We start from the raw sequence: 13686 nt of genomic DNA, 5'->3' as shown, positions 1-13686 counted from the left end.
GGTTAGAATACCGGCCTGTCACGCCGGGGGTCGCGGGTTCGAGTCCCGTCCGCTCCGCCACTTATTTAAAAACCTCGCAACGCGAGGTTTTATCAGATATCTACAGGGGTGTAGCTCCAATTGGCAGAGCAGCGGATTCCAAATCCGCGTGTTGGGAGTTCGAATCTCTCCACCCCTGCCATATATAAGGCTCTAGTCGAAAGACTGGAGCTTTTTTGTTTGGCAGTACTTTTCAATTAACAAGTCATCGCAGCGGATTCAACTCATACCCAAAGAATACGCGTGTTGGGAGTTCGAATCTCTCCACCCCTGCCATATTTAAGGCTCTAGTCGAAAGACTGGCGCTTTTTTGTTTGGAAGTACTTTTCAATTAACAAGTCATCGTAGCGGATTAAGCTTACAATTAAGAATTATTATTATTAATCTGTTACATTTGCTAGCTTGTCAAACTACCAAGCTATTTTTATGCCGATATCTCGTCGCCAATTTGTTAAATCTGGTTTATCGTTTTCAGTACTAAGTCTACTTCCCGCTTGCCGGTTGTTGCGTTCTTCTCAAAATCAAGGTGAGTGGATTTATGATCTGACAGCAGAGCCTGCTTCAGCAGAGCTTATTTCAGGCTATACAACAGAAGTATTGAGCTTTAATGGCAGAATCCCAGCTCCCACAATTCGTTGCCATCAGGGGCAGGAAGTTACAATTCGATTTACTAACAAACTTGATGAGCCAACAACTATTCATTGGCATGGTCTAAGAATCCCTATTGAAATGGATGGGGTGCCATTTCTTAGTCAGCCACCTATTCAGCCCGGCGAAACGTTTATATATAAATTCATACCGCCTGACGCTGGTACATTTTGGTATCACCCACATATGAATAGCGTTAAGCAATTAGGTATGGGCTTGGTTGGTTTGATCATTGTTGAAGAAGAGAGCCCTGTTAAGTTTGATCAAGAATATGCTCTTATGCTCAAGCACTGGCATCTTGATACTCAGGGAAGGTGGAAAAATCTTATGATCCCCCGATTAAGCGCGAGAATGGGCACGCCAGGCGAGTGGAGCAGTGTCAATGGGGCCCATGAGCCCGTTTATCAGCTAAAACAAAATGCAACGACTCGGATACGTATAGCGAACGTAGATAATACTATCACCTATCCAATTGCTATTGAGGGTGCTAAAGCATGGGTTATTGCGGTAGACGGTAATCCGATAGAATCCCCTTATGAATTGTCGCAGCACAAGATTGGCCCAGGAATGAGGCTCGACCTTGCCTTGATCGCTCCTAGTCGCGGTGAGCGTGTCTACGTGCGTTATATGAAAGGTCGGTTTCCATTTCCATTGTGTGAGTTTGATGTGATTGGTTCAGACCTTCCTACTGACCAAGTTATCCCGAAGCTACCGCTTAACCCAGTGCCTGAACTTGATCTTAGTCATGCTCAACAGCTGGACTTTGTTTTTGAATGGGAAGGTGCGGTGTCGCCAGTAGGAAAAAATGGCAAATCGATGCCTACATTTTGGTTAACCAACAAGCGCGCTTGGGAAGGAATGTCTAAAGATAATATTCCCGAGCCACTTGCTTCCCTAGAGTTGGGAAAAACATACATTTTTAATTTGAAGAATGTTACTCAGTATCATCATCCGATTCATATCCACGGGCATACGTTTACAGTATTGGAGTTGGATGGTAAGAAAATTGCGGAGCCTTATCATACTGACACCGTACTTCTTGGAAAGAACGGGACGGCAAAAGCGGCGTTTGTTGCTGATAACCCAGGGCGTTGGATGTATCATTGCCATGTTATTGAGCATATGAAAACTGGCTTGATGGGTTATATTGAAGTAAAGTGACTCCTGTAACTTTTAAAATATCATACTAATACGGGCATAACCAATCCGAAAAATAACCTAGCAATTAATCAGATTTAACTATCTGATCGGAGGATCTTATGGGGCAGTTGTCTATTCTTGGGTTCATAGCACTAGGAGGTGCTTTGGGTGCATGTTCTCGTTATCTTGTTTCCGAGCTTTTTGTAGTGTTACTTGGTCGTGGTTTTCCCTATGGCACCTTGACTGTTAACGTTGTCGGCTCTTTTGTCATGGGGCTTCTTATTGCGGCTTTTGAAAACGAAATGTTAGCAAGCGAGCCTTGGAGACAAATTATTGGGCTTGGTTTTCTTGGTGCATTAACAACTTTTTCAACATTTTCAATGGATAATGTTCTTCTTATCCAGCAGGGTGCGTTACTCAAGATGGGATTGAATATATTGCTCAATGTTATTTTAAGCATTTCGGCAGCTTGGGTAGGGTTTCAATTGCTAACTAAAGTCTAATGTAAGTCAATATTTGGCGAATAAGTGCCTAACGCCACTTGGTTTAGCCAAATCAATTTTATATACTTTATCTACTTGTCGGAGTGCCATAAGGCTGAGACCGTTTATTCGGGATCCGTTGAACCTGATCAGATTAGTATCTGCGAAGGGAACAAGAGAAGATATCTACACCATTACTCTATCTGGTCTATCTATCAACTCGTCCAAGGCTGTTACTGTATTATCATTATCGTCAAAGATAATTTGACTTAGTGACAGTCCGACACCTCTTGTCGCATCTTTCCGCCAAGCATTTTTAAGACTTTTTATTTCACAATAACAAAGCAAGGAAAAATGCTATGTCGAATCGTAAACAAGCTCGACTGGAAGCAAAACAGTTTATTGATACGCTTTCAGCTGCGCCCTATCCCAATTCAAGTAAAGTGTACGTGGAAGGCTCTAGTCCTAATATCCGTGTCCCTATGCGTGAGATTTGCCTATCAGACAGTTTGATTGGAGGGAGCAAACAAGCCCCAATTTTCCAACCTAATGAGCCAGTTAGGGTATATGACACCTCCGGTTTGTACACGGACCCTAACTATGAAATTGATCTCTATAAAGGCTTACCCAAGCTTAGAGAAGAATGGATTATGGAGCGTGCCGATACCGAGCTTTTAGATGATGTAAGCTCAGTGTATTCTAGGCAGCGGCTAGAAGATGAAACCCTCGATGACCTTCGTTATGGCAATCTTCCTCGTATTCGACGTGCTAAAAAGGGTCAATGTGTTACCCAGCTTCACTATGCTCGCAAAGGTATTATTACTCCTGAAATGGAATATATTGCACTGCGTGAAAATATGGGCCGAGCAGTATACCGAGATGATGTTTTAAATCAGCAGCATGTTGGTGAAAGCTTCGGGGCCAATTTGCCTAAAGATATTACGCCAGAGTTTGTGCGCCAAGAGGTTGCGCAAGGGCGTGCCATTATCCCTTCCAATATTAACCATCCCGAATCTGAACCTATGATTATCGGACGTAACTTTCTGGTGAAAGTGAATGCTAACATTGGAAATTCGTCGGTTACCTCATCGATTGAAGAAGAAGTCGAGAAACTAGTTTGGGCCACACGGTGGGGGGGAGATACGGTTATGGATCTCTCGACAGGTCGAAATATTCATGAGACTCGAGAGTGGATTTTGCGTAACAGTCCAGTGCCGATTGGCACTGTTCCTATGTATCAGGCATTAGAGAAGGTCAATGGTATTGCCGAGAATCTAAATTGGGAAGTAATGCGAGATACACTGATTGAGCAAGCTGAGCAAGGTGTCGATTACTTTACTATTCATGCTGGTTTGTTGCTTCGGTACGTACCCATGACAGCCAAACGCGTGACTGGCATTGTTTCTCGCGGAGGTTCAATCATCGCTAAATGGTGCTTAGCACACCACAAAGAAAGCTTTCTCTATACCCACTTCAGAGAGATTTGTGAGATTTGTGCGCAGTATGATGTCGCGCTTTCCCTCGGTGATGGATTGCGCCCTGGCTCAGTAGCTGATGCAAATGATGAGGCTCAGTTTGCTGAGCTCCGCACCCTTGGCGAGCTCACCAAGATCGCTTGGGAATATGATGTACAGGTGATTATTGAAGGCCCTGGCCATGTGCCTATGCATATGATTAAACGGAATATGGAAGAGCAGCTATTGCATTGTCATCAAGCGCCTTTTTATACACTTGGGCCTTTGACTACAGATATAGCTCCGGGCTATGACCATATTACGTCTGGTATTGGGGCTGCAATGATCGGCTGGTATGGATGTGCAATGCTTTGCTATGTAACGCCTAAAGAGCATTTGGGATTACCGAATAAAGAAGATGTCAAAACAGGGCTGATCACGTATAAGCTTGCGGCACACGCAGCTGACTTGGCTAAGGGGCATCCGGGAGCGCAAGTTCGTGATAATGCACTATCTAAAGCGCGATTTGAGTTTCGCTGGCAAGATCAGTTTAATTTATCACTAGACCCTGATACGGCGAGAGCTTTTCATGATGAGACTCTACCTCAAGAATCAGGCAAAGTTGCTCACTTTTGCTCTATGTGTGGCCCTAAATTTTGTTCCATGAAGATCTCCCAAGAGGTTAGAGAGTACGCTAAAGATACCGAGCAAGTTGCTGCCGACCAAGCTGTCTCGATAAAAATGCTTGATGACCCGTTTGAAGGTATGCGCAAAAAGTCCCAAGAATTTTTGTCCTCAGGATCTCAGCTTTATCATCCCGTAGACCAGAGACAAGAAAAGGTGAGTGAATCATGAGATCAATCCTTGTCCCTGCAGCCCTGATTGAGCTCACAGGATTGATTCAGCAATATCTGTTGCTCGCAAAAGGGCAGGATTTTGATATCCAGGATATAGAGCTTGGGGTGAGTTCTGGCTCATTTTTTACGATTAATCAATCAGATAGTGCCATAAGATTAGCTACAGATTTGCTAGATGATGTTTTCGATGAAGGTCACTCTTTTGTCTTATATTACAACCAGAAATTGGCTGTGGCTGATTACGCTAGCCAATCGAAAGGGGCGGCTTATATCGCGGTTGATTGTTCTGAGCACTACCGTGGAAAACACCCATTAAATCAAATGGATATTTGGCTTTCCCCTGAGTCTGGTCAAGTCCATGCTCAAGAAGTGAGTTGCGCGTTGGCCCAATATTTCACGCCAGAGCAGCATCTTTCTTGGCTAGTGACTTTATTGGCGTTAGAGTTTTCATTTGAAGATTGTTTGGTTTTAGCTCGCGCAATGCTAAACAGGGAGACAAATGTTTCACGTGAAACATATTTTGACGATAGTCTTTGCTCTAGTGTTTTGGCTCAGTGGCCGTGCGACGTTGCCCTATTTCCTAAACCTATACTCGCTTATCCCCAGTTGGGTATTAAAGCTCTAAGGTTGCTAGCACCACTTTCGAGTGGATTTCCTGCCATTCCTGAACGAAGTCTAGGCTTCTATCCGATAGTTGATAATGTAGACTGGATTGAAAAGCTTCTTGGCTTAGGTGTTAAGGCAATTCAATTAAGAATTAAAAGTACCGATCAGCAATATATAGAACAGCAAGTAATTAAAGCCATTGAGCTTGGTCGCCTATACGAGGCACAGATCTTTATTAATGACTATTGGCAGCTGGCGATTAAGTATGGTGCTTATGGTGTTCACTTGGGCCAAGAGGATATTGAAAAAGCGAATTTGGATCTAATACAAAAAGCAGGGCTTCGCTTAGGTTTATCCAGTCATGGATATTACGAAATTTTACGTGTTCTTCATATTCGTCCAAGTTACATAGCATTCGGGCCAATTTTTGAATCGAAAACTAAGCTAGTAAACTCGAATCCACAGGGGCTTGTACGTCTTTCCTTGTATCAAAAGCTGATGGAAAGTCATTTGTTTCAAGCTCTTGAACAAGCTAGGGATAAACCAAAAACAAAGTGCTCACATTATGATGTGGGTGCAGTTCCAACAGTAGCAATTGGTGGGATAAATGTGTCCAATGCCGAAAGTGTTTGGCAGTGTGGTGTGTCAAGTTTGTCTGTGGTAGGGGCCATCACTTCAGCCCAAAGTCTTCATTCAGTAGTAAGTTTTTTTAGCGGGTTGACTCAGAGCAAAGCGTCGGAAGCTATTACTGACGATGCGGTTGCGGCACAAACTGTCGGGAGTGTATATGCTCACAGATAAAGAGTTTATTCGCTATCAGCGACAGATCTCCTTACCTGAGATTGGAGAGCATGGGCAATCTAATCTAGCTAGATCGCACGTTTTAATGATTGGCTGTGGAGGGTTAGGAAGCGCAGCAAGCTTGTATATGGCCGCAGCAGGGATAGGTAAGCTTGTTATCGTTGACGACGATGAAGTTGATGCTAGTAACCTTCAAAGACAGGTCGTGTACAGAGAACAGGATATCTCAGATGGCAAAACACAGGCGATGGCGAAGCAATTACGGTCTCTAAACCCCTTGGTAAAGGTTCGTTGCCTGAACAAGAGATTAAGTAGAGTCCAGTTGAAGCTCGAAGTTTCTCTTGCTGATGTCGTTCTAGATTGCTCTGATAACATGCCCACGAGACAACTTATCAACCAAGTTTGCTACGAGCAAAAGATAGATTTGATATCTGCTGCTGCTATTGGTTGGCAAGGTCAGTTTTGTGTCTTTGACTATCGCTCCATGTTGGCAAGCCAACCCTGCTATCGCTGTTTATATCCTTTCGATGATGTAACTCAGCCGCGTAGCTGTGCAGAAACAGGTGTGGTGGGCCCAGTAGTAGGAATTTTGGGCAATTATCAGGCTTTGGCAGTGATACAAAGGTTAGCAACAGGCAAATTCTATATGGATACAGCGCAGCTGCATAGGTTTGATGGTTTGAGTATGACTTGGCAGCGTATGGTAGTTAAAAAGGATCTAAAGTGTAAAGTCTGTTCGTCTGCATGATTAGCAGGTTATTTCAAAGGGGAACAACTGAACAAATTTAATCACATCCTGATATAGATACAATGGAGTTAAAAGCAATGGCGGCATCCACAAAGCAAGTTTTATCCGAGTGTTCTTTAAACCAAGATTTTATTAATGTAGAAATAAATGGTGACGCGTATCAGATGCTTAATCAATCCAATCTCGAGCAATTAGTTAGCGAACTTAATGTAGCAGAGGTTGGCTATGTATTTTCAATCAATAACCAAATTGTGCCACACAGTGAGTGGGCGAGCACAATATTGTCAGAGGGCGATCGTATCAGTTTGTTTCAAGCGATCGCTGGAGGATAAGTATTATGCTGACAATTGGTGACAACAACTTTGAATCGAGACTGATCACAGGGACAGGAAAATTTGCTAATAGTAAGGTGATGATTGAGGCGATCAAGGCTTCAGGCTGTGAGTTGACAACGATGGCGCTCAAGCGAGTGGACATCAATGATCAACAAGACGACATTCTAAGGCCTTTGATACAAGCTGGCGTAGGCTTGCTGCCCAATACTTCTGGCGCAAAGAACTCACAAGATGCGGTATTTGCAGCGGGTCTTGCAAGAGAAGCACTTAAGACCAATTGGATAAAATTGGAAATTCACCCGGACCCAAAATATTTGCTACCAGATCCTATCGAGACCCTAAACGCGGCGGAGAAATTGGTTAAGCAAGGCTTTATTGTATTACCTTATTGTCATGCTGACCCTGTATTGTGCAAGCGACTTGAGGAAGTCGGATGTGCAGCAGTTATGCCATTGGCAGCACCAATAGGCTCAAATAAGGGAATAGTGACCAAAGAATTTATACAAATTATTGTTGATCAGGCGAGAGTTCCCGTCATCGTTGATGCAGGAATTGGTGCGCCTTCTGATGCTGCAAAAGCCATGGAGATGGGGGTCGATGCGGTGATTGTCAATACGGCAATTGCAGCAGCAAGAGATCCTGTCGCTATGGCTAAGGCATTCAAGTTAGCGGTAAGTGCAGGTCGATTGGCATACACCGCAGGATTAGCCAGTACGGCCAATCAAGCGATGCCGTCGAGTCCATTGACGTCATTCCTTGACCAAGTTATTTAGGCCTAAGTAAGTAGGAGGGTTGATGAGTTTTATCACACGGTTTAATCAGCTTGATTGGGATGATGTGTCTATGTCCATTTACAGTAAGACAGCTTGGGATGTAGAAAGAGCGCTTAATAAAGAAAGGCGGGATTTAGAAGATTTCAAAGCATTAATTTCTCCTGCAGCTGAAGCATATCTAGAGCAAATGGCCCAGCTATCGCATGCTATTACCCGTAAGCGTTTTGGCAATACGATGTCACTCTATATTCCGCTATATCTATCAAATCTATGTGCTAATGCTTGCACCTATTGTGGTTTCTCGATGGAGAACCGGATCAAACGTCGCACTTTAAATAAAGATGAGGTTGTGGCCGAGGTTGCAGCAATTAAGCAGATGAAGTTCGATAGTGTGCTGCTGGTAACGGGTGAACATGAAGCTAAGGTTGGGATGAACTACTTTCGAGAAATGGTGCCGATGATCAAAGACAAATTCAGTTATTTGGCAATGGAAGTACAACCTCTTGAACAGGACCAATACGCAGAGCTCAAGGCGCTAGGTTTAGATGCAGTTATGGTTTATCAAGAAACATATCATCCTTCAACATACGCTCAACACCATTTACGAGGCAATAAAGCCAATTTTGAATTTCGACTGGAAACGCCAGATCGTCTTGCGAAGGCGGGCATTGATAAAATTGGAATTGGTGCATTGATTGGGTTGGAAGATTGGCGAACAGATAGTTTCTTTGTGACTGCACACTTGGATTATTTGGAGCGTACTTACTGGAAAACTCGTTATTCTATCTCATTTCCTCGCTTGCGTCCTTGCGAAGGAACGAACTCCTTTGGCAGTGTCTCACCTAAGTCTGTGATGACAGACAGGCAACTGGTTCAACTTATTTGTGCATATCGTTTACTCAATCCTGAAGTTGAGCTCTCATTGTCAACCCGTGAGTCTGCGACATTTAGAGACAACGTGCTTCCTCTCGGTATTACATCCATGTCGGCAGGGTCTAAGACACAGCCTGGAGGTTATTCAATGGGCAAAATTGAGTTGGAACAGTTTGAGATTAGTGATGAGCGAACTGCTGCTATGGTTGAAAGTATGATACGCAACAAAGGTCTTGATCCTATATGGCGTGATTGGCATTCTGCTTACTCAGGTGTTTGTCAATAGCTCTGAGTGTTTCACGTGAAACATTGAAAGTATCAGTGTGAAAATCAGAAAAGCTTTTTGAACTCTAAGCAATACAAAGCTCCTTTCGAGGAGCTTTGTATTGTAATGAATCCATGCCAATAATTTTATTGATAGTAACTACTATCAGCGTATAGCAGATGTTGCTTGGCGAAGCCACTCGTAAACCTCACCCTCTACGTGTGGGCTGATCTCATCCCATACGGTTTGATGATAATCGTTTAGCCAGGTAACTTCCGTGTCAGTGAGCATCTCCAGCTTGATATTACGTTTGTCGATCGGACAACGGGTAAGTGATTCAAACGACAGAACCGGAAAATCACCGTCTGTTGGCTGTTCGACCACTAGCTCTAGATTCTCAATCCGAATCCCAAATGCATTAGCTCTGTAGTAGCCTGGCTCGTTAGAAAGTACCATTCCAGCGGTCAATGGAACATCAATCTGTCGTTTGGAAATGCTCGCTGGCCCTTCGTGAACATTCAGGAAATGACCGACACCATGGCCTGTACCATGGTCATAGTCATAACCCTCTGCCCAAAGATGTTGACGGGCTAGAGTATCAATTTGATAACCCCGTGTTCCTCTAGGAAACCGAGCGCGAGCAACACCAATGTGGCCTTTTAACACCAGTGTGAATTGTTTGATCATTTCCTCACTTGGCTGACCTATTGCTATGGTGCGGGTGATATCTGTTGTTCCATTGAGGTATTGACCTCCAGAATCAACAAGATAGAGGGTGTCCATCTCAAGTTTGCCTGGTTGTGGCTGATTTTCATGGTTGTAATGACACATTGCCGCATTACTTCCAGCGGCTGAAATAGTATCAAAGCTAAGGTCTTGCAATGTTGAATCCTGATAACGAAACGCTTCTAGTTTATCAGCTAGAGTGGCTTCATCATGCAGCCTCCCAGCGACAACTTCTGCATCTAACCAGGATAAAAACTGACACATGGCAACACCATCTCGCACATGACATGCTTTCATACCCGCTATTTCCACGTCATTCTTTGCTGCTTTGGGCATCAAACATGGGTCTGGACTGTGGATGAGAGACACACCTGCATTTTGCAAAACCAGTTTGATCCACGCATTAGTTGTTGTTGGGTCAAGGATAACTTTTTTATCCGATAGGGCTTCGAGTCTAGATTGCAGAGATTCTGGATGTTGAACGGTGACATTAGGCCCAACATGATTGTGAAACTCATCAGGTAGACGTGATGTATCGAGAAAATATTCCACGCTGGAATCGGAGTGCAAAATCGCATGAGAAAGTAAGACAGGTAAGCGAGATACGTCGAGTCCACGAATGTTCAGTAGCCAGCAAATAGAATCAAGGGCAGTAATGATAACGCTGTCAGCATTCTTTTCTTTTGTAATTTTAGATACTTGCTGTCTTTTGCTCAGGCTCGACTGGCCAGCAGTATCAAGAGGCATAAGGCGAACATCAGAAATGATAGGCTCGGGACGGTCATGCCAAAGCTCATCAATTGGGTTTGTATCCAGAATTTTGAGTTCGAAGGTATTGGCCAGTTGTGCCTGTGCCATTTCTAACCAAGAGGAACTGTGCATTCTTGGATCAATAGCGACCGACGCGCCTTTGGATAAATGGCTTTTAACCCAGTCGAGGGCAGGTTCTTCGATAAGGTGCCGGTATTCAAAGTGATCGGCTGAAACCTGTTTGGCCACTTGTACCGTATAACGGCCATCGACAAAAATAGCGGCTTTGTCTCTTGTCACAACGGCAACACCCGCTGAGCCCGTAAAGCCTGTTAACCAGTGTAATCGTTCATTGTGCGCGGGTACGTATTCACCCAAGTATTCATCTTCATGTGGAACAAGCAGTGCGTCAATATCTCTTTGTGATAGCCACTGGCGAATTGCAGTTAGGCGTTGCTCTGTATTCTTAAGCATTTATGTTAATCCTTCAATTTGATATGCGTCCATGTCGGCAAAGTGACTTACTGCGGACGATGTGAATAAGCTACTCTTTTTGCCGCTGACCTGCAAATTATCTAAGAGACGTGGTCTTATCCTCAATGATTTGTCGAAGCCAAGAAATGGCAGGGTCGTTCTCTCTGTCTCTGTGCCAAAATAAGGTGTAGGCCATATGAGGAAACTCGAGAGGTAAAGGAAGTGTTGTTAATCCGAGTTGCCGAGAGGAAAGTTTTACAAAATGACTTGGAGCGGTAAAGATAAAATCGGTATAAGAGCAGAGACTAGCGGCGCTGTTGAAGTCAGGTACAGTAATGGCGATATCGCGTTCTTTGCCTATATCAGCAAGACGATAGTCAAGCAGCCAGCGATCGTTTCCGTCACATCTTACTTGAACATGTCTTTGTGATAAGTAGCTATCAAGATTCCAAGCTTGAGAGAGAAGTGGGTGATTTTGACGTAACAGGCACATTTGAGTGTCACGATAGATTTCTTTTTCACAGATATCGCTTGGCGGGAGCATGGTGAGTTTCGCATCGTTGATGTCAATGTCTTTGCCTGTGATCCCCAAATCTATATCACCTCGCTGTATTTGGTTGAATGTATTATCTGCCCATGAGTGGGTGCTAATAGTGACACTTGGTGCACGCTTGAATATTTCAGGGAGAAAGTGTGGAAGAATGAGAGGATAAACACTCTCTACCGCTGCAATTTGGAAGCGATAGTCGCTGGAATCAGGTGAAAACTTCTCTGGCTGAGTAATTTGTTCAAGGTGGTTGATTAGACTGTTGAGCTTAGGTTTGAGAAATAATAATTTGGGTGTTGGTTTTAGCCCGTGAGAATGACGGACAAACAATGGATCATCAAATTGCACACGCAGTTTCGCGAGGTTTTTGCTCACAGCAGACTGGCTCAGACATAACCGATGGGCGGCGCGTGTAACATTCAACTCTTCTGCGAGAACATTAAGACAAACAAGTAGGTTCAAGTCGATACGAGCCAGTTTTTCTATATTCATGAGAAATTCCCATTTGGAATAACATTAATGATTAGGTGTCATTAGATGTCATAACTAGATTGGCGTACACTGTCAACAATTTCATCAATTCTTGTCAGGATCTAAGCGGGTGACAACGTCTGTTCAACACAATCATGGTCAAATACAAATAGTATTTTTGGTGCTTCTGGTTCTCTTTAGCCCCTTAGCAATAGATATCTATTTGCCAGCATTACCCCAGATGGCTCAGGATTTCGAAGTCAAGCATGCTCTTGCACAGGATACGATTACATGGTTTTTGTTTGCTATGGGAGTAGGCCAATTATTCGCAGGCCCCTTAGCTGACAAATTAGGACGTCGAACTGTTGCATTGGCAGGAGTGAGCATCTACGCATCGAGTGCTTTATTGGCGTGGGGCGCTCAATCGATTGAATGGATGTTGTTGGCTCGATTGCTACAAGGCTTAGGTGCATGTGCAACATCAGTAGCAGCCTTTGCAACAGTTCGCGATATATTTGGGCCAAACAAAAGCGGCAAAATGATCAGCTATCTCAATGGGGCAATTTGCTTCATTCCTGCGCTAGCACCGATTCTAGGTAGCTGGATAACTCAGGAATTGGGATGGCGTACAAATTTTTCATTCATGGCACTTTTTGGTGTTTGCGTATACCTAGCTTTGGCTGCTGCGATGAAGGAAACCAATCCAACGCCGACAGATGAGCCTGTTTTTCGCCTTAGCCGTTATGCAGCAGTGCTGAGTACCCCCTCTTTTGTGTTCCATGCTTGTTTATGCATGTTAGCGATGGCGGTGATTTTAGCCTATGTGACATCGGCTCCTGTGGTGTTGATGGAGAATCTAGGTTTGAGTATGAACGAGTTCACTGTTTGGTTTGGTATCAATGCAATTATAAATATCACCGCATGCATGAGTGCGCCTAAATTTGTCGAGAGATTTGGTACATACACAGCGCTAATGGTTGGCATTTTGGTACTGAGTGTTGGAGGCGTTTTGATGCTTTCTTTGGCTCGCTATCAAACACCACTCGCTTTTATGCTACCGATTTTTGTGTCTTCTGTTAGTTTTGCCTTTATTCTTGGTGCTGCCGCAGGTAAAGCCTTAGCGCCATTTGGTGATAAAGCTGGCACCGCCGCCGCTTTACTGGGGCTGTTTCAGATGAGTGGTTCAGGATTGGTTGTAGCAATCGTGCAGCGATTAGATATGCAACCCCATGTCATGATTGCTGTACAGATGTTTATTCTGTTGCCAAGTCTTTTTATTTTGTTGAGCAAAGCCGGTAAAAAATGGCACTTAGCCTTGGCTTAACTTGATCTAATTGCTTTGAACAATAAAAAAAACATTGTATATTTAAACTTCACTTCTAATAACAATGTGGACGCTTAACTTCGATGTCGATGACAACCTATGAAATGGCTCGTGTGCTGGAGCAACTTGATGAATCTCCAGAAAAAGTAATGTTTGGTAAATTGCTCAATGAGTTAGGTAATCAGAGTGGTGAGCGCATTCGCAGCGCGGCTAAACAAGTTCCCTTGCACATGTTGCGCGATATCATCTTCCAATTTCAACAAGTCGTAGAAGACAGAAAAGGTGAAGAAGTTGCGACTATCGCTAAATCTATTGCCGAGCAAGGTATTTCCGTTGATGAATTAAGGCAGTATTTGGAATCGAATTAGGTGAT

At 43.8% G+C, this 13686-nt stretch carries 12 protein-coding genes, 1 tRNA gene and 1 riboswitch; of the genes, 11 read left to right on the top strand and 2 right to left on the bottom strand.

The genetic code is table 11. From position 1 onward, the window contains the following. The first annotated feature begins 104 nt into the window (after positions 1-104). From QQK21_RS14745 to thiH, 9 genes are all read left to right on the top strand, one after another. A tRNA-Trp gene (locus QQK21_RS14745) sits at positions 105-181 on the top strand. Positions 182-465: 284 nt separating this feature from the next. Then, the gene (locus QQK21_RS14740) at positions 466-1848 is read left to right on the top strand and encodes a multicopper oxidase family protein (protein WP_284192946.1); all 1383 of its coding nucleotides are present in this window, start codon (positions 466-468) and stop codon (positions 1846-1848) included. Positions 1849-1946: 98 nt separating this feature from the next. Beyond that, positions 1947-2330 (top strand): fluoride efflux transporter CrcB, encoded by a 384-nt coding sequence (crcB, locus tag QQK21_RS14735; RefSeq protein ID WP_284192945.1) that lies wholly within the window; start codon positions 1947-1949, stop codon positions 2328-2330. 69 nt (positions 2331-2399) lie between these two features. After that, positions 2400-2498, top strand: a riboswitch (TPP riboswitch). Between the two features lie 170 nt (positions 2499-2668). Then, a complete protein-coding gene (gene thiC / locus QQK21_RS14730) occupies positions 2669-4618 on the top strand; it encodes a phosphomethylpyrimidine synthase ThiC (protein WP_284192944.1) in 1950 nt (649 codons plus the stop codon). Further along, on the top strand, positions 4615-6027 hold the full coding sequence (locus QQK21_RS14725; RefSeq protein ID WP_284192943.1) for a thiamine phosphate synthase: 1413 nt from the start codon (positions 4615-4617) through the stop codon (positions 6025-6027). Before thiC ends, QQK21_RS14725 begins: the two co-directional genes overlap by 4 nt. Next, a complete protein-coding gene (locus QQK21_RS14720) occupies positions 6014-6775 on the top strand; it encodes a HesA/MoeB/ThiF family protein (RefSeq protein ID WP_284192942.1) in 762 nt (253 codons plus the stop codon). The genes QQK21_RS14725 and QQK21_RS14720 overlap by 14 nt, the downstream gene beginning before the upstream one ends. Positions 6776-6852: 77 nt before the next feature. Further along, positions 6853-7107 carry a sulfur carrier protein ThiS gene (gene thiS, locus QQK21_RS14715; protein ID WP_284192941.1) on the top strand — a complete coding sequence of 85 codons (255 nt, stop codon included), beginning with the start codon at positions 6853-6855 and terminating at the stop codon, positions 7105-7107. 5 nt (positions 7108-7112) lie between these two features. Beyond that, the gene (locus tag QQK21_RS14710; protein ID WP_284192940.1) at positions 7113-7883 is read left to right on the top strand and encodes a thiazole synthase; all 771 of its coding nucleotides are present in this window, start codon (positions 7113-7115) and stop codon (positions 7881-7883) included. A 22-nt stretch (positions 7884-7905) separates the two neighbouring features. Beyond that, positions 7906-9042, top strand: coding sequence for a 2-iminoacetate synthase ThiH (gene thiH, locus QQK21_RS14705; protein ID WP_284192939.1), 1137 nt, complete (start codon positions 7906-7908; stop codon positions 9040-9042). Between the two features lie 144 nt (positions 9043-9186). Here the strand turns inward: thiH and QQK21_RS14700 are convergent, their stop codons facing one another. Beyond that, the gene (locus QQK21_RS14700) at positions 9187-10971 is read right to left on the bottom strand and encodes an aminopeptidase P family protein (RefSeq protein ID WP_284192938.1); all 1785 of its coding nucleotides are present in this window, start codon (positions 10969-10971) and stop codon (positions 9187-9189) included. A 97-nt stretch (positions 10972-11068) separates the two neighbouring features. Continuing rightward, a complete protein-coding gene (locus tag QQK21_RS14695) occupies positions 11069-12010 on the bottom strand; it encodes a LysR family transcriptional regulator (RefSeq protein ID WP_284192937.1) in 942 nt (313 codons plus the stop codon). A 109-nt stretch (positions 12011-12119) separates the two neighbouring features. Here QQK21_RS14695 and QQK21_RS14690 point away from each other — a divergent pair, with 109 nt between their 5' ends. After that, on the top strand, positions 12120-13313 hold the full coding sequence (locus tag QQK21_RS14690) for a multidrug effflux MFS transporter (protein WP_284192936.1): 1194 nt from the start codon (positions 12120-12122) through the stop codon (positions 13311-13313). A gap of 83 nt (positions 13314-13396) precedes the next feature. Continuing rightward, positions 13397-13681 carry an H-NS-like global regulator TsrA gene (gene tsrA, locus QQK21_RS14685; RefSeq protein ID WP_284192935.1) on the top strand — a complete coding sequence of 95 codons (285 nt, stop codon included), beginning with the start codon at positions 13397-13399 and terminating at the stop codon, positions 13679-13681. The last annotated feature ends 5 nt before the right edge of the window (positions 13682-13686 follow it).

This window comes from Vibrio zhanjiangensis, from assembly GCF_030161235.1.
Lineage (GTDB): Bacteria > Pseudomonadota > Gammaproteobacteria > Enterobacterales > Vibrionaceae > Vibrio > Vibrio zhanjiangensis.
This window is presented reverse-complemented; position numbering and strand designations above follow the sequence as displayed.